This window comes from Psychrobacter sp. UBA6739 (assembly GCF_002453835.1).
Taxonomy (GTDB): Bacteria; Pseudomonadota; Gammaproteobacteria; order Pseudomonadales; family Moraxellaceae; genus Psychrobacter; species Psychrobacter immobilis_A.
Window position 1 is genome coordinate 1 of the sequence record NZ_DKHR01000025.1, and the last position, 18242, is coordinate 18242.

Annotated in this window: 15 protein-coding genes; 6 read left to right on the plus strand and 9 right to left on the minus strand. The window is 43.0% G+C overall.

The features are described from left to right. Positions 1 to 93 precede the first annotated feature (93 nt). Complete coding sequence (locus B2575_RS06180; protein WP_193217041.1) at positions 94 to 435, minus strand: IS630 transposase-related protein; 342 nt, start codon at positions 433 to 435, stop codon at positions 94 to 96. Positions 436 to 798: 363 nt separating this feature from the next. On the opposite strand from B2575_RS06180, the gene dnaE reads away from it, so the two are divergent. The 5 genes from dnaE (at position 799) to cysE (ending at position 7650) form a co-directional block, all read left to right on the plus strand. Next, positions 799 to 4509 (plus strand): DNA polymerase III subunit alpha, encoded by a 3711-nt coding sequence (dnaE, locus tag B2575_RS06185; protein WP_198330849.1) that lies wholly within the window; start codon positions 799 to 801, stop codon positions 4507 to 4509. Positions 4510 to 4741: 232 nt separating this feature from the next. Further along, positions 4742 to 5119 carry an Hpt domain-containing protein gene (locus B2575_RS06190; protein WP_045455494.1) on the plus strand — a complete coding sequence of 126 codons (378 nt, stop codon included), beginning with the start codon at positions 4742 to 4744 and terminating at the stop codon, positions 5117 to 5119. Further along, positions 5119 to 6000, plus strand: coding sequence for an RNA methyltransferase (locus tag B2575_RS06195; RefSeq protein WP_198330850.1), 882 nt, complete (start codon positions 5119 to 5121; stop codon positions 5998 to 6000). The genes B2575_RS06190 and B2575_RS06195 overlap by 1 nt, the downstream gene beginning before the upstream one ends. 115 nt (positions 6001 to 6115) lie before the next feature. Continuing rightward, positions 6116 to 6559: a YtoQ family protein gene (locus tag B2575_RS06200; protein WP_198330851.1), complete on the plus strand. Its 444-nt coding sequence runs from the start codon at positions 6116 to 6118 to the stop codon at positions 6557 to 6559. Positions 6560 to 6747: 188 nt separating this feature from the next. Beyond that, a complete protein-coding gene (gene cysE / locus B2575_RS06205; RefSeq protein ID WP_244656511.1) occupies positions 6748 to 7650 on the plus strand; it encodes a serine O-acetyltransferase in 903 nt (300 codons plus the stop codon). 111 nt (positions 7651 to 7761) lie between these two features. Here the strand turns inward: cysE and B2575_RS06210 are convergent, their stop codons facing one another. Next, on the minus strand, positions 7762 to 8304 hold the full coding sequence (locus tag B2575_RS06210; protein ID WP_198330853.1) for a DUF924 family protein: 543 nt from the start codon (positions 8302 to 8304) through the stop codon (positions 7762 to 7764). Positions 8305 to 8481: 177 nt separating this feature from the next. On the opposite strand from B2575_RS06210, the gene B2575_RS06215 reads away from it, so the two are divergent. Next, positions 8482 to 9216 carry a glucose 1-dehydrogenase gene (locus B2575_RS06215; RefSeq protein WP_198330854.1) on the plus strand — a complete coding sequence of 245 codons (735 nt, stop codon included), beginning with the start codon at positions 8482 to 8484 and terminating at the stop codon, positions 9214 to 9216. Between the two features lie 1111 nt (positions 9217 to 10327). On the opposite strand, the gene B2575_RS06220 is transcribed toward B2575_RS06215, so the two are convergent. The 7 genes from B2575_RS06220 to B2575_RS06250 all read right to left on the minus strand — a co-directional run. Then, positions 10328 to 10885 carry a 2-amino-4-hydroxy-6-hydroxymethyldihydropteridine diphosphokinase gene (locus B2575_RS06220; RefSeq protein ID WP_244656510.1) on the minus strand — a complete coding sequence of 186 codons (558 nt, stop codon included), beginning with the start codon at positions 10883 to 10885 and terminating at the stop codon, positions 10328 to 10330. Continuing rightward, positions 10875 to 11285, minus strand: a complete 411-nt coding sequence (gene folB / locus B2575_RS06225) for a dihydroneopterin aldolase (protein ID WP_198330855.1) — start codon at positions 11283 to 11285, stop codon at positions 10875 to 10877. The genes B2575_RS06220 and folB overlap by 11 nt, the downstream gene beginning before the upstream one ends. Positions 11286 to 11334: 49 nt before the next feature. Then, entirely contained in the window at positions 11335 to 12297 is a 963-nt protein-coding gene (gene rarD, locus B2575_RS06230; protein ID WP_055124102.1) for an EamA family transporter RarD, read from the minus strand. Positions 12298 to 12604: 307 nt separating this feature from the next. Further along, positions 12605 to 14911 (minus strand): bifunctional prephenate dehydrogenase/3-phosphoshikimate 1-carboxyvinyltransferase, encoded by a 2307-nt coding sequence (locus B2575_RS06235; RefSeq protein WP_414707421.1) that lies wholly within the window; start codon positions 14909 to 14911, stop codon positions 12605 to 12607. Positions 14912 to 15040: 129 nt separating this feature from the next. Then, on the minus strand, positions 15041 to 16183 hold the full coding sequence (gene hisC / locus B2575_RS06240; protein WP_198330856.1) for a histidinol-phosphate transaminase: 1143 nt from the start codon (positions 16181 to 16183) through the stop codon (positions 15041 to 15043). Positions 16184 to 16346: 163 nt separating this feature from the next. Next, complete coding sequence (pheA, locus tag B2575_RS06245) at positions 16347 to 17528, minus strand: prephenate dehydratase (protein ID WP_198330857.1); 1182 nt, start codon at positions 17526 to 17528, stop codon at positions 16347 to 16349. Positions 17529 to 17756: 228 nt separating this feature from the next. Further along, positions 17757 to 18242, minus strand: a 486-nt coding sequence (locus B2575_RS06250; RefSeq protein WP_296240587.1) for an RNA-guided endonuclease InsQ/TnpB family protein, incomplete at its 5' end; no start/stop codon positions are given.

Below are 18242 nucleotides of genomic sequence, written 5' to 3' on the forward strand. Positions count from 1 at the left end.
TGAGAACGAATGGTTTCAGACTCAAAGCCGCTTTCATCCATGTATACAATAGCAAGGCCTTGAGCAATGTATTTGTTAAGTTTGCTTAGATACTTAGCTCTCTTTATGGGGCAAGCTTTTGGATGCGCCAAGGTCTTTTTTTTGACTGACACCAAGGCGTTTTAAAGCAGCCTCGATGCCCGACTTGCTACACCCAAAACGCTGTGCTCTCTCGTACAGGTAATCGTCTGGATGTTGTTCAACATCTTTTAATAAAGCTTCGTTAGGTATTTTACTGGGTGGTTTATTGCGAGTGAGTTTAATACTAGGGTCTTTGAGCCAATTCTGTAACGTGGCCTTACTAATGTCATAAAATGCACAAGCGTGTCTGATACTCATATCTTGTTGTTCGACACTTTTAATCACTTGAGCACGGAAGTCTGCTGAATAAGTCATAATCTTTTTACTTTTCGCTTGTTTTAAAACTAATGTACCACTTTTATAAAAGATCTACTATAGTAAAACTAGCAGTACATCACACCATCTAAAAACAAATGTTTATTTTATCGAATATTAAGACAAAACACAGCAAAATTTCACCTTTATAAATAAGAAAAACAAATCCTCTCACTCAGATTAAACCCTTTGAATCAGTGGCTGTCTACGGCAAATAATGCTATTATTGACGACCCCATTTAAAACGTATCAACATGGCTATCGAGGTCTTATTTACCTTTGAACATCCATATAAATAACGGATACATATCCTTTATTTTATCGATAGCTTATAGCTTTTGATCGTACTAGTAAGAGTCTTCTATGGCATTTGTACACCTTGGCATCCACAGCGAATATTCAATCACTGATTCTATCGTGCGTATCAAGCCGCTAGTGAAAGCTGCGGCGGCTGACCATCAGCGCGCGCTGGCATTGACCGATTTGTCCAATCTGTATGCCACGGTGAAGTTTTATCGTGCTTGCCTAGGTGCGGGTATCAAGCCCATTATCGGCAGTGAAGTCATCATGGAAAATGAAGACACTCGGCTCACCCTACTCGCGATGGACAACGAGGGCTATCAAAACATCACTCGTATCGTATCGCTCGGCTTTACCGAAGGACGCGCCGACGATGCCAATCATGGTGTACCAGTCGTCAAGCGCAGTCATATTTTAGCGCATGCGGCAGGCGTGATTGTCTTATTTACTGAAAAATCAGATGTCGGTCAGGCACTGGTTGGATCTATGCCAGAAAAAGCCGATGAGCTGCTAATAGAATGGCAAGCGCAATTTGCTGATCGCTTATATTTTGCGATTAAGCGTACCAATCGCTCAGGTGAAGACGCCTTTATTAAAGCGGCTATTCATTCGGGTGCTAAGCATCATATTCCTATCATTGCTCATAATGACGTGCGTTTCTTAGAGCAGGATGATTTCGATGCTCACGAAGCGCGGGTTTGTATCGCAGGCTCCTACGTACTTGCCGACCAAAATCGCCCGCAAACTTATTCTGATGCGCAATATCTTAAAACCCAAGCACAAATGCAGCAGCTATTTGCTGATATTCCGCAGGTTATAGATAATACTTTGCGCTTAGCAAGCCGCTGTAATGTGACGTTGACGCTTGGTATCAACGTACTACCTGACTTTCCTGTGCCTGAAGGTGAGACCATTGAATCGTTTTTCCGCGCAGAATCAATACGGGGTCTGAATAATCGACTAGATAAACTATTCCCCATCGAGAAACGTAGCGATAATTGGATCGAGTTTCGCCAAAGATATGATGACCGCTTAGAGTATGAGCTAAAGGTTATTCTTTCAATGGGCTTTCCTGGTTACTTCCTCATCGTCATGGACTTTATCCGCTGGGCAAAAGCCAATGGCGTACCAGTCGGTCCTGGTCGTGGTTCTGGTGCAGGCTCACTCGTTGCTTATTCGCTCAATATTACCGACCTCGACCCTATTCATTACGACTTATTATTTGAGCGCTTTTTGAATCCCGAGCGTGTGTCCATGCCCGATTTCGATATTGACTTCTGTATCGAAGGTCGCGACCGCGTTATTGATTATGTGGCGCAAACCTATGGTCGTGAAGCGGTCTCGCAAATCATTACCTTTGGTACGATGGCAGCAAAAGCGGTAGTTCGAGATGTCGCACGCGCGCAAAGTAAATCATACTTCCTTGCCAGCAAAATGTCGAAACTTATTCCCAAAACACCGGGAATTACGCTCAGTCAAGCATTAGAGCAAGAGCCACAGTTAAAAGACTTAATCTCTAATCCTGACAATATGGATTATGAAGATGCCACTGAAGTGTGGGAGATGGCGATTAAGCTTGAAGGCATTTGCCGGAACGTGGGTAAACATGCTGGTGGCGTATTGATTGCGCCGCACAGAATCACAGATTTTAGCGCAATTTATTGTGATGACGAAGGTCACCGTGTCAGCCAGTTTGATAAAGATGACGTTGAAGCGGTTGGGCTAGTAAAATTTGACTTTTTGGGTCTACGTAACTTGACCGTGATTGATGCCGCTGTCAGAAATATCAATCTGCGCCGTGCCAAAGAAGGCAAAGATGCGTTGGTGTTAGAAGACCTACCGTTAGATGATAAAAAAGCCTACAAGCTCTTGCAAGATGCTAAGACCACTGCCGTCTTTCAGCTAGAAAGTATGGGCATGAAAAAGTATCTGGCGAAATTACAACCGACCAACATCGAAGATGTGATCGCCATGTGTGCGCTCTATCGCCCAGGTCCGCTTGATGCTGGCATGGTAGAGATGTATATCGACCGTAAGCACGGTCGCGAGGAAGTGATTTATGACCATCCCAATCTTGAGCCGATTTTAGAAAATACCAATGGCGTTATTGTTTATCAAGAACAGGTCATGCAAATCTCGCAGGTGATGGCAGGCTATAGCTTAGGCGGCGCAGATATGCTTCGCCGTGCGATGGGTAAAAAGAAACCTGAGGAAATGGCTAAGCAGCGCGATATTTTCATTACTGGTGCAACCGAGCAAGGTATTGATGAAGCGACATCAGGCGGTGTGTTTGATTTGATGGAGAAGTTTGCCGGTTACGGTTTTAACCGCTCGCATTCGGCTGCTTATGGCGTGCTCGCTTATCAGACTGCGTATCTAAAACAATACTATCCTGCTGAGTTTATGGCGGCGGTATTAACTTCCGATATGAACAATACCGATAACGTGGTGTTCTTTATCAATGATTGCCGTGAAAACTTTGATTTGACCGTGGTTAATCCATCGGTAAATCGCAGTGAATGGCATTTCGTTGCCGATACCCCAACCAATATTATTTATGGCTTAGGTGCGATTAAAGGCGTTGGTGAAGGCGCGGTCGAGTCTATCGTTGATGCACGCCGCCGTGAAGGACCGTTTAAAGATCTCTATGATTTTTGTCGCCGCGTTGATATCAAAAAGGTTAATAAACGCACTTTAGAGGGACTGATAAACGCTGGTTGTTTTGATGACTTTGCAGCCACCCTACGACCAGATTTACCAGCCGATGAAGCGTACGAGATTCGCGGCGCATTAATGAGCCAGCTGCCAAGTGCCGTACAAGCTGCTGAACAAGACCGTCAGAACCGTGAAATCGGCATGATGGATTTGTTTGGTGAAATGGATGGTGTCGTCGCCGCGCCGCCACTGGTTATGACGCCAGAGCTGATTTGGGGTGATAAACATCGTTTAAAAGCAGAAAAGAACACGTTAGGATTGTATTTGACGGGTCATCCAATCAATGAATACTTGGATGAGTTAAAACGCTATACCTCAGGCACTCGTCTCGATAAACTGACTGACACGGGCTATAACGGTAGCTGTTATTTCGCCGGATTGATTATTGATATTGCCAACTTTGGTAATCGCAATGTCATTATCTTAGATGACGGCACTTCAAGGCTGGAAGTAAGCTGCTATGCCGAGCGTTTCAATCGTGTCAAAGAACAGTTGAAAATTGATGAAGTCGTCATCATCAAAGGCAGCATTCGTGAGCGTGATGGGCGTTTATTTGCCCGTCTTGATAGTGCCATGAGCATGGTCGATGCGCGCCTAAGATGGATGAAAAAAATCAGTATTAAAATTCATGGCAGCGACATCAATCTGCTGACGCGACTGCAACCGTTACTCAAGTCTGCACAAGCCAGCATTATTCCGGCACCAAAACTGTCTCATGACAACGAGCAAGACGAGCAAAGTGGCAACTTTAATGGCAATAGTGGCTACGATTCTGCGATGGGCGGAAGTTTATATGATGAAAATGGCAATGATTTATTGGCGCTAGAAAATGACATGAATCAAAATAGTGCTAATCAAAGTTATGCCAATAATGCTTTGAGCAATACCGACACCTCCATTAATGATAATTGTCTGCCACTGGGACTGAGCATTTATGAGGAATTTGGCATCGCTAACGTAGGGCTATCTGAGCACTGGCGCATCTACCCCAACGATGATAACTTACAGCAATTAAAGAATATGGTTAGTGAAGACAATTTGCATTTCCATTATAGCTAGGGCGTATCCTCATTTTAAAAATGGTGATAAAAATGAGATAAGTTGCCGTCAAACAAGGAAGATAGCGCCGTTAATATCGAGATATTGATAAGCTATTGACGATGTTTAACAAAATTTAGCCCATTTAGAGAGTAATTGATTGAATTGAGGACACGCCCTAATACCTGAAGAACATTGACGTATTTATTACAAACCCTTTACCGTTTTAACTTTTAGAATTGGACATAAAACCATGGATGAAACCCCAAATAAAAACATGGCTCACCAAGCTGAAGAAATCATTAATCATGAGCAATTTGAAGACATGCGTGATTTGTTAGAAGAAGACTTTGCTGATTTGATACAAGTGTATATCACTGACAGTCAGCAGCGAGTAAGTGCGCTGCGAGTCGCTCAGCAAGAAAATGACAATGCCAATGGTTTTGAGGTTGCTCATGCGCTAAAAGGGGCCAGCGCCAACTTGGGCACGACCCAATTAATGAACTTGAGCAGCCAATTACAAGAGCGCTGCCGCGAGCGTCTTATCAGCGAGCAAGCGGCACTGATTGAAAATATCGCCGTCGCATTGCAACGCGCAGAACAAGAAATCAATCTAAGATTGGGGTTATAATGAGTAATGATTCTACCCCTATATTAGCAGCATCTACTGTCCATCATACGGTGAGCGACTATTTGTCTTGTGTGCAAATCGTCATGGTTAATACCACTTTGCCTGCCAATATTGGCTCAGCAGCGCGCGCAATGCACACAATGGGTTTGTCTCGTTTGACGGTTGTCGATCCCAAGCTACCAATTGATGAAACCAGTGTGTCTCATGCAGCAGGTGGCAGCGAGCTGCTATCATCAGCCTTGATTGCACCTACTTTAGAATCTGCTATTGCGGATTGCCAATTGGTATTTGCTGCCAGCAGTCGCAGTCGTCATTTGCCCCGCCCTGTCGTGACACCCACGCAAGCTGCTAAGATTATGTTTGATTTTATCGATAAACAGTCGGCGTCGAGCAACGCTGATACCCTATCGGCTGCTACTGCTAGTAAACCAAATATCGCTATCCTATTTGGGCGTGAAGATCGTGGATTAACCAATGAAGAGTTGGCTTATGCCGATTATCATATCCAAATCGATGCCAACCCTGCTTATCCTGTACTCAATGTCGCGTCAGCCGTGCAAGTAATCGCTAGCTTTATTTTTGCTTACGCGCAATCACACACTCAGACAGCGGATAGTTTAGATACTGCTTTGGGCACTACTACTCAGCCAATGCTCGATGTACATTTACGTCAGCAATGGGATGAACCCGCCATTACCCAGCAGCAATTGCAACAGCTGACTCATCGCACCACTGAACTGATGGTTCAACGAGGTTTAGCCGATAGTGAAAACTTGAAGTCATTACCATCGCGGCTGTCACGACTGGGCTCACGCTTACAGCTTGATCAAAAAGAATATCAGCTATTAAGCGCTTTGATTGCCAAACTTGCAAAAGACTAAAGCTTTTAATATGCAAAGTTTCTGGCATTGAATTTCTGTTGCAATAACAGCAGTAGTATTTACAAATCCTATGGTTTTAAAAATGATATGATTCAATAATAAAAAGGAATTGATGATGAATTGGAACGTTTATTTGTCCGGAGAAATACACAGCGACTGGCGACAAAAAATCATGCAAGGCGCGAAAGACAAAGGTTTAGACATTATCTTTACCTCCGCAGTCACTGAACATGAAGCCAGTGATGCCGCCGGTGACGTACTCGGTAAAGAAGATAATGGGTTCTGGCGCGACCATCAGTCATCAAAGGTAAATGCGATTCGCACCAAAAACATGATTCAAAAGTGCGACATTGCTATCATTCGTTTTGGTGATAAATATAAGCAGTGGAACGCTGCATTCGATGCTGGCTACTGCGCGGCTTTAGGCAAGCCGTACATTACCCTTCATGCTGAAGATATTATCCATCCGCTAAAAGAAGTCGATGCGGCGGCAATGGCTTGGGCGCAAACGCCAGAGCAAGTTGTTGAGCTGCTAAAATATGTTGTCAGTGATAGCTAAATCATAAATAATTGCCTTTAGATGAATTGTCAATGATTGGCATTTTATCTGTCAGTCGTCTGTTTTTATTTATCGCTCATCGCTATATTTTGTGCTGCAAAGCTGCTATAACTAAATTGATTGTAATCAAAAATACGATAGGACAATTTATGTCATTGCCAACTGCCTTATTCAAATCACTTTCACGCATCAAAAAAGACCTAAAAGAAGATATCGATGCGGTATTTAACCGTGATCCTGCTGCGCGTAATAGTCTGGAAGTCATCTTGACTTATCCTGGCATCCACGCGCTCGTCCTACATCGCGGTGCCCATTATCTTTGGAATCATGAACAAAAACTGGCGGCGCGAGTGATTTCTTATGGCTCACGTATCATCACAGGTATTGAGATACACCCTGCTGCCAAAATCGGTCGACGGTTTTTTATTGATCATGGTATGGGTATCGTTATTGGCGAAACGGCAGAGATTGGCAATGATGTGACGCTTTATCACGGGGTAACGCTTGGCGGCGTCTCTTGGAATAATGGCAAGCGCCACCCTACTTTGGAAGATGGGGTTATCGTTGGTGCTGGTGCTAAAGTATTGGGGCCATTTACTGTCGGTAAAGGCGCCAAAATTGGCTCAAATGCCGTCGTAGTAAAGGCAGTACCAGCAGGTGCGACCATGGTCGGGAGTTCTGCGAGAATGATATCAGACCATCATGATGAAAAGGGCAATCCACTTGTCAAAAAAGTCGATGATGCCAACCAGCAAGAAAAAGTAGCGCAAGCTGCTTCTACAGATAAGGGCAAAGATAAAAAGGCAGTAGATAAAAAACCAATAGATGAAAAAGCCACCAATCATTCAGCACGCGAAACCGCGTTTCAAGCTTATGGTATCGACCCATCCTCACAAGATCCTGTGGCTGAAGCTTTTGCTAAAATGCTAGAGCATATTCAACAATCAGAAAATCGTCTCGATCAATTACAAGCAGCGATGTGCAAAATCGATCCTGACTTTTGTAAAAAAGAATATGATAAATTATGCTTAGAGGATATCGATGTGATTGGCCGTGCCGATATAGATGAGATAGGCACTGAGCAGAAGTAATCTTCTAGCTGTCGTCGATACTGAATAAAAAAGAGGCTATTTAGCCTCTTTTTTCTATTTTGACCAATTGATAAATAGCGCTTTACTGACTAGCCATTTGACAAACAATATTTATAAAAAAGTTGAGTCAGGCTGCGTCAAAAACGCTATTTCTTCGCTACTCGAAACCCGTCCTAAAATGTCATTACGATGCGGATAACGACCAAAACAATCGATAATCACTTTATGTTTAAGCTCAGCATCCACGGTATCTGCATTGGTATATTGCTTAAATAGCTTTTCTGCTTGCTGATGAATCAGTTTCGATTCGCTGTGCATATAAGGCATCAATAAGAACTTGCGCTCATCTATAGTTTCAAGCGCCTCTAATATACCAGCAGCAACCGCTTCTTGCGCGAGCGCGAGACTCATCGCATCTTGGGCAAAAGCCGCTGGCGTATCACGGTAAATATTGCGTGAAAATTGATCCAATATAATAATTTCAGCCAACCTACCCTGAATATTACATCGCCATTCGTATAGCTCTGACGCCGCTGCTTGCTCAAGCAAATCACTGTATCGCTCTATTAGTAATTTATCAAACGCTATGTCTTTCTCAAAAAACTTCTCACTACCCACCTCATTAAAACAGAAATTTAATATGTCGTTGTACATTACTTCCTCACCACATTATTTAAAAAAATCAGCCAAAAGCATTATTCAAATGCTATGTTTAAAATTATCATTTAAAAATATCAAGTATTCACTTTTGGTTTCATAATCACTAAGGAGTATTTAGCGATTGTGTCCTATACTCTTTCATTATTCATAACTAAAAAAACAGGAAAACTCATGGCTCGTTTACAAGATAAAGTTATCATTATTACTGGTGCCGCTCAAGGCATGGGCGAAACGCATGCGCGTTTGTGTATGGCAGAAGGCGCTAAGGTGGTCTTGACCGACATCAACTCTGATAAAGGCGACGCATTAGCAAAAGAGCTTGGCGCTGATGCGTTATTTATCAAACATGATGTCACCAATGAAGATGATTGGGCGCAAGTCGTTAAAGAAACACAGGAAAAATTTGGTCGAATTGATGTCCTGGTAAATAATGCAGGTATCACTACGCACAAATCTATTTTAGATACGTCAGTAGAAGCGTATCGCAAGATTCTAGAAATTAATCAGGTGTCGGTCTTTTTAGGCATGAAAGCGGTTATTCCAACCATGAAAGCCGCCAAACAAGGTTCTATCATCAATATCTCATCAATTAATGGCTTGGTTGGCGGCGCTATCGGTTATACCGATTCTAAGTTTGCGGTACGCGGTATGACCAAAGCGGCAGCATTAGAGTGCGCCCCTCATGGCATTCGCGTGAACTCCATTCATCCAGGCGTCATCGCCACACCGATGATTATGCAAGGTGATACCAAAGATGCGGTTGAAGCATTTGCCAAAACTATTCCGATGAGACGTGTTGCTCAGCCCGAAGAAGTCAGCGGCATGGTGCTCTTCTTGGCGTCAGATGATTCAAGCTACTCGACAGGTTCAGAGTTTGTCGTTGATGGTGGTTTGACGGCGCAGTAAGGCTTTTTAAGCTAAACCATGTGAGTTAGATAAAAGCTGGGCATTTTGCCTAGCTTTTATTTTGAGATTTTTTCAGAAAAATCTTTCGATAGTTTTCATTTACCTTTAACAGCAATTTTCCTATCCACTCCACCCAAAATCATAAAATACTTCGATTGCAGCGATATTCTATTTTATAGGTATCACAGCTTTTAATCAATCCACTAGCTTACAAACTAATTTTCAGTATGAACTCTTGTTCAAAGATAGTAATATGTATACTCCAATACATAAATACTTTTCCTAACCTTTACATTGAATGAGCGTCGAAATGTCAATATAGAAAATCAGAACAGAATCTTCCAATCCACCTAAAGCTAGAAAAATTGTATTTTTATTATCCAAAAAAACATTTTTAATAGCTATAACATTACCGTTTATATTTGGTTATATTGCATTTATAAAATGGGATGCCGGTGCAGCACTTTTAGCATTTATTTTAATTTTTTTACTCGTTTTTATTGGCTTATCTGTATTTGATAAAATAAAACGTTATCTCACAGGTAATGTAGGGGTATTTCATAATAATGTTCATGATCACTATAAGAAACTGGCTATAAGAAATGGGATTAATCCATCTTATGAAGCATCCGGAATAATAATAGACGATAATGCTAAAAAAATTGTTTTTACTATTAATCCCAGTAGTGAACCTCATATCACCATATGTGATTACAGTGATATAATTAGCTACTATCAAGTCAGCACAAATCAATCCAGCACAAGACAAATGAATGTGATTAAGGTGGAAATTAAAGACCCTTCTCAGCCCTTACATAGTTTTTCCCTAGGTAGTGGTGTAGAATCAGATTTATGGATGGCTAGGTTATCAAGTATTTTTTCAAGGTAGAAAGTATCATTTTAAATTCTACGTAGAGCATATTTGGGATGTTAATAAAACAAACAATTTTTAATAATCAAATATCAAAAATAGATTTCCTAAAAAGCATAACGATATAATAAACAGATAGATTCAGTGTAAAAAACGAACTGTACTAGTTAAGCTTTATGCTAACTAGTACAGCTCTTAATACTCCATTTTATTCAAAATTGATATTAAATATCCATAAAACTACGGAATATCTGAAATTAATTCTTCAACCCCTGCTCTTTCATGCGCTTTGAATGGGTAACGATCTGCCATTACAATCCAATTAGACTCTTCAAATTCCTTATTGCTGCTTAGGCTATTTTTATCAGAAACAACTTCTATTAATAGCGTTTCTATCAATAGAATATCGATATCCATCGTAACTTTTTTTATTGGCGTCTGAGCTTCTGTTAGACGCTGCCTATGACAGTCACCCTCAAGATCTTTAAAAACCTGCTGTAACTGTTGCAGTGTCATTGGCTCTCCCAAACGCAAATAAACGCACTGATTGGTATAATCGGGCTTTGGTTGCGCTTCGGTCGATGTAAAGTCAGGATTTTCAAATGCAGTAGATAACTGTATTCCCCCTAGCGCCGCTAGATCCTTTCGGACAAGCGGCAGATAATGTTCAGCTTGATAATTACTGCCTAAAGCCAATAATACTGCCGTCACAGATTGTGTTTGCAACAGTTCAGGCGTCTGCTTTTTTAGCGTTTCAAGACTCAAATCAGCCAAATTTTTATGCATATTATGCATCATCGTCCTTGCTTACAACTGGCTTATCTTCAATGGCCGTTGCATAACGCGTGATCTGTACCCCAACCGCATCGGCCTGCTTGATAGCAGTGGGCTTAGCAATGCTTAAAGTGATTTTATGACAGCTATATTTGGCAAGCAACTTATCAGCGATTTGCAACGCTAAATGCTCTAGCAACTGAGCTTTAATCGCTTGGCACCACGCGCTCACATCATCGCAAACCGCTTTATAATTCAGCGCATCGTTGACATCATCTGAGATAGCCGCACGGCTGATATCTGTTTCAAGTGCTATATCAATCAGCAGCGGCTGCGTGATTGCGCGCTCCCATGCATAAACACCGATGACGGCTTCCACTGTCAAGCCTTTAACGAATACCACATCAGATTCGGTATGAAACATGCTCTCATCCTTGTTTACTAAATTTCAATTAGATTTTGAACTCAGGTTTTTAATTGGTTTTCTGCAACGCCTCTTCACGCAAACGCGCGGCTTTTAGCGCTTTACTAGGGCGATGACGCCATAAGTCAATGCTGAATAATAACAGACCAAACCAAATCAGACCAAACACTGCAAGACGTTGTAAATCAAATGGCTCGTTATAATAGAACACCGCTAAGAAGAAGATAAAGGTCGGTGTCAGATAATTCATAAAACTTAAAATGCTATAAGCAACGAGCTTGGTAGATTTATTAAACAATAACAGCGGTATCAAGGTAATCGGCCCTGCGATCATTAGTAGCCAAATATTCGGACTAAACCAAAAACTCAATTGACTGCTGACCACATCTGCTTGCCAGAACCACCATAAGCAAATCGGCACCAACATCGTTGTTTCGACAAACATAGCATCGACTGCCGTCAAAGGTGTCTGCCGTTGAATGGTGCCATAAGTACTAAAACTAAAGGCTAAAATCAGTGATATCCATGGCAAGCTACCAATCATAACTACTTGAATGACTACGGATAATAAGGCGAAACCGATGGCAACCCATTGCAGCGTACGTAAGCGCTCTTTGAATAAAATCATCGATAGCGCAACGCCCACCAATGGTCCGATAAAATACCCCAAACTGGCTTCGAGAATACGGTCGTGATTGACGGCCCATACATAAGTGAGCCAGTTGGTGGCAATAATCAAACCCGATATAAATGAGAACGCGATCCATCTCGGATTTTTCTTTAAGGTATCGATCCATTGCCAGCGCTTGGTGACTACCAACACGATAAGCAAGCAAGCAAACGTCCAAATAATACGGTGACCGATAATCTCGGTCGCATCGTAGGCGGCCAATTGTTTAAAATATAATGGAAACCCACCCCAGATAAAAAAGGCAATGAGTGCGGTGATGATGCCACGCCTGGTTGTTTTAATGGGCGTAACTGGTTTTTTGATGACGTTTTGGGTGGTCATAGTACAGTACAACTTTTTAGAGCAAAGCGCACTCTTGCCCCATATTAATTTTTATATCAATTCAATGGCAAAAGCGCAGGGTCACTACAGATAGGATATAAGTTAAAAAGCAATGCGCTCATGCCAATATAGGCATCAACACATTGCTAACGATAACAACTTTAAAAACAACATTTACATCAAGGCTAATGAGCAACTTTTTAGACTTTATTGAATGCTGTAGCCAGCATTTTACAAGTCAGCACTTTAAAACTCAGTGTTGCAAAAGCCAATAACACTATTCAGCAAGTTAATATAGTTTGTGGTATTAAACCGCAGCATTATCAACTTTAATAGACATTCCAATGTGATTGGCAAGCTCTGCAAATCCTGGGAAACTGGTATTGACGGTCTCAACACCTTCAATAGTAATTTGCTTGGATGCACGTAAGCTGGCAATTGCAAAACTCATGGCAATACGATGATCATGATGCGAGGTAATATGACCGCCACCAAAGACAGGCTGGCTATTATTGATATTGCTATTTTGACCCTCAATGCCTTTACCTTCGATAATCAAACCATCTTCCGTCACTGTACAATCAATACCCAGTGTTTGTAATCCTTCTGCCATAACTGCAATACGATCAGACTCTTTTACGCGCAGCTCTTTGGCACCAGTCAACACCGTACGACCTTGCGCACAGCTAGCAGCAATAAACAATACTGGGAATTCATCAATCGCTAATGGTACTAAATATTCTGGGATATCAATACCTTTTAGGTTTGAGCTACGAATAGTGATATCTGCGACTGGTTCGCCGCCCACATGTGTCTCATTACTTAGGCTAATATCTGCTTGCATTAATTTTAAGATATCGATAATACCCGTGCGTGTCGGATTAATACCTACTTGCGTCAAGGTCAGCTCGCTATTTTGGCTGATCGCAGCAGCGACCATAAAAAATGCCGCAGAGGATATATCAGCAGGGACAGCGATATCACCACCTGTGAGTTGCCCGCCACCGGTTACACTGATACGGTTGCCATCGACCGTTACTGGATAACCAAAAGCTGAAAGCATACGCTCGGTATGGTCACGACTGACTTCCGGTTGGGTAACGGTTGTGGTGCCTTCTGCCCAAAGTCCAGCCAGCAACAAGCAAGATTTAATCTGCGCAGAAGCCACAGGCATCTCATAATCGATACCTTGTAATGGCTTACCGATAGTCGCTCGACCAGTGATACTAAGTGGCGCTGTACCACTATGACCCGTACTTTGAATGACTGCGCCCATCTTGCGTAAAGGTGCGGCCACACGCTCCATTGGGCGCTTGTTCAGGCTGGTATCACCTGTCAACACGCTGCCAAATGATTGCGCCGCTAAAATACCAGCCAGCAGGCGCATGCTAGTACCTGAGTTGCCCATATACAATGGTGTTTTACTCGGTTTCAGACCGTTCATACCCACGCCATGAATAGTCAATTTGCCATTATCAGGCCCTTCAATGGTCACGCCCATATCACGGAATGCTTGCAAGGTGGCAAGCGCATCTTCCCCTTCCAAAAATCCAGTGACATTGGTCACGCCTGTCGCAAGACTACCCAGCATAATGCTGCGATGCGAGATAGACTTGTCACCAGGAATGGCAATAGTGCCCAATACAGTATTGCTAGGAGTAATATTATAAGAAGCTGACATGGCAGAAGTATCCGTATAAGGGGTGCTGGCTAACATATGGCCAAAATGTCGCCGTGCGGCTTGCGCGCGGCCCAAAAGTCCCATCAGGGCGGTTGAATCTTTATCGATGATAAGCTGACGCATATTCTGTAGGTAAACGCCATACTCATCAAGGGCGCTAACAATCGCGCTTTCGTTGGCAAAAAATATATCGTGCCACATTTTAGGATCACTGGCAGCGATGCGGCTAAAGTCGCGGAAGCCTCCGGCTGCATAACGAAACATATCTAAATTGTCATCATGGCTCGCCAATTGCTCAACCAAATTGAAGGCAAGCAGATGTGGCAGATGACTGGTGTGCGCCAATATGCGATCGTGGTGTTCGGCATCCATTGACATAACGTTTGCACCCACCGCCTCCCATAACTGCCGAAGCTTGGTAATGGCGCTATTATGGGTCGTTGGTAGCTCGCAGATAATGACACTATGATTAACAAACAATGTCGCACGTCTGGCATGATATCCTGAATTCTCTGCACCCGCAATTGGATGCGCTGGAACAAGACCTATAGGCAATGAGCCAAAGACGGCTTTGGCAGCGTCAATGATATTGACCTTGGTGCTACAAACATCAGTAATGATGCAATCAGTGGCAAGTTGTCCATTATCCATCGCTGCTTTGATATCGACAAATACGGCGTGCACCGCTTGTACTGGTACGGCGATAACAATCAAATCACTACCAAACACTACTTCACTTAAGACAGCACTACCAGCGTCTAATAAGCCATGCTGAATGGCTTCGTCGATGCTTGGTGTATGTCTATCAACCGCCACCAAGCGCTCACTCAAACCATTGTCTTTAATGGCTTGGGCAAGGCTTGCACCGATAAGCCCTAGACCAATCACACAAATCTGTTTAAATAACGGCGGCTGAGTATTCATAGACTGCATATTATTGTTTTGATTGCTTATATTGTTTTGCTGGGGACTCACGGCTTTTCTCGTTAAACAAACTAGCGTCAGAAAAATGATTAATAAATTATTTACTTACTTATCCAAAACGACCTAACATACTTATTATCAACTATCAGTCAAGATTGAGCGCAGTGTATCAATCAGGCGCATATTTTCTTCTGCCACCCCTACTGTGATACGCAGCCAATGAGGTAAGCCATAGCTCTCTAATGGACGGACGATAACACCCTGCTCTAGCAATGCTTGATGAATAGAAGCAGCGGTAATGTCTTCCATCTCAACGGCTATTTCTACCATAATAAAGTTGGCATGAGACTTAATAAAACCCAACCCTAACGCGTCAAATTGCTTTTCTAACCAGCGCATTTGCTCATCATTTATCAGACGAGTTTTTTCAATAAAGTCTGAGTCAGCAAGTGCAGCCGCAGCCGCAGCTAAAGCCACTCTACTCACGTTAAATGGTTGACGGATTCGGTTGAGTAAGTCTGCGACAGTCACTGAGCTAAGCGCATAACCGACACGTAAACCCGCCAGTCCATAAGCTTTGGAAAAAGTGCGCACGATGACGACATTATCAAATTCATCTAACAACGCCCGATTATTACTCTCAGGGCTATATTCGATATACGCCTCATCTAATACCACCAATACCGAGCTTGGTATACTAGCCATAAATGCTCGTAACTCTTGAGGTTCAAGCTGCGTGCCAGTTGGATTATTAGGATTGGCGATAAATACTATTTTAGTATTGGGGTTGTCTTGAACCGCTTGATTCATCGCTTTTAGATCATGACCAAAGCGATGGGCAGGCACTTCTATACCTGTCGCCCCTTGTATTTTAGCCAACATTGGATAAACGATAAAGGCATATTGACTGTAAACGATAGCATCGTCAGCACCAGCAAAACTACGCGCTAAAATATCAAGCAAATCGTCAGAGCCATTACCCAAAGTAATCTGCTCCACACTGACATCATTGAAGTCAGCCAGCGCTTGTTTTAGATAGTAACCGTTGCCATCAGGATAACGTGCCAACTGACCCAATTGCTCAGTAATCGCTAGCGTGACGTGCGGTGAGTAGCCTCTTGGGTTTTCATTACTGGCAAGTTTTACCACATCTGAGACGCCATACTCACGCGTCAACTCTTCAATCGGCTTGCCCGTTTGATAAGGCACCAGCTCTAAAATACTATCGTAGGCAGGTACAAGCGGTGATAAATTTGACTCTACTGAATGAGATGACGGCATGATTTATCCTTAGATATGATTTTGGCAAGTGATGTGACCCATTCGGCGTTATATCGTTGGTTCAATTTCAGAGCGAGTCAAGGGTAACCAAGGCAACCGAGTGCAGATGATTATGTGATGCTTCACGCGAGGTAAACGCCATGACTCTTTTACAGTAGAGGGACTATAGCACTGCTTTTGGATAAGAACCTAGAACACGCACATCTTTTACCAATGGACGGATATCAGCGATAGCAGCGCTGACATTTGGATCGTCAATATGACCATTCATATCGATGAAAAACACGTATGCCCACTTATTCGGACGCTCAGGACGGGTTTCGATACTGGTCATCGACACGCCATGATAAGACAAAGGCTTCAAAATCTCGATCAATGCGCCTGCTTTGTCATGTGCTGATACGACGATAGACGTTTTATCCTGACCTGATGGCGCAATCGCTTCATGACCGATGATAAGGAATCGCGTGGTATTGCTCGGGTTGTCTTCGATATTTGAATATAGCTTATGCAAGCCATATTCTGCAGCAGCCACATCACCTGCGATTGCCGCTGAATGCCATTCATTTTTCAAGCGGCGGGCAGCTTCGCCGTTGCTCGATACCGCCACGCGCTCGACATTCGGGTAATTGACATCGAGCCAATGACGACACTGCGCTAGTGACTGCTGATGCGAGTAAATACGGCTTAAACCATCAAGTTTGGTATGCTCAGCGACCAAGAAATTCTGATGAATCGGCAGCTCAACTTCTCCAATTATCTTTAAGGTAGAAGACAAAAAGCCATCTAACGTATGGTTAACCACACCCTCAGACGAGTTTTCGACTGGAACCACACCATACATCGCTGTGCCTGCTTCAACTTCACGGAATACATCAGTGATGGTGGTCAGTGGTACGGTATCAGCGGCTTTACCGAAATGTTTGAGCGCAGCAGCATGAGTAAAAGTACCTACTGGTCCCAAGAAAGCAATGCGCTGCGGTGCCTCTAAGTCGAGACAGACCGACATGATTTCACGGAACAACCGCGCCATTTTGTCATCAGCGATCGGACCTGTGTTGCGTTCCATCACCGCTTTTAGCACTTGCGCTTCACGCTCAGGACGATAAAAAATAGGATTGCTATTGTCGGCAGTTGGGTTATTGACAATGTGCTGTTTCTTTACTGCGGCCACTTGCTGAGCCAACTTGGCACGGTTATTAATCAGTGTCTGAATTTCGCAGTCTACTGTATCAATACTTTGGCGAATATCGTCCAAAAATGCTTTTTCAGTTGCAGTATCGTTAGCCCCTGCGATGGCTTGATTTAGCTTATCCATGTTTTGCTCTGATGACTGCTCACTCATTACCGCCTATCCTTTTTCTAAAATTATTACTGAGTTTTTACTAGTTAGGTACTGCTTTTTTAACTTTGAAGTCTTTAAGTATTGCTAATTATCGACAACCAGTCATCTCATTATTGAATCAGCACTCAATGACGGTCAGAGGTGTCAAGCATACTAGCAATGATATTCGTTGACACACTCCCACCACTTTCGCCAAGCTCAAGTGGGGGATTCTAAAAGCAGATGCTCTTAGGCGACTTTCTCACGAAGGTCGCTTGTTTTCTGTTTCAACGGGCGACCTTTACTGCATCCTCCCTCCACAGACAACACGGCATGTCCTGCCGCAAGAATATTTTTAGCTGCATTCACATCAGCATTTGCTTTATACCCGCATTTGACGCATTCAAATTTAGCTTGGGTTTGTCTATTCTCGTTGGTAATATGCTGACATTGGGAGCAGGTCTGACTGGTGTATTGTGGGTTTATTTTGACAAGTAGCCCGCCTGTCCAGTGCTGCTTATATTCCAACATATCAATCATCATGCCCCAGCCTTGATCTAGGATTGACTTATTCAATCCTGACTTGGCTTTGACGTTACGCCCTTTGCTTTCTAGCGTACCGCTTGCAGATTTCGACATATTGGCTACTTTTAAGTCCTCACAAGCAATCATGGCGTGGTTTTTGCTGATCGCGGTGGTGATTTTATGCAAGTAATCATGGCGAATATTGGCGAT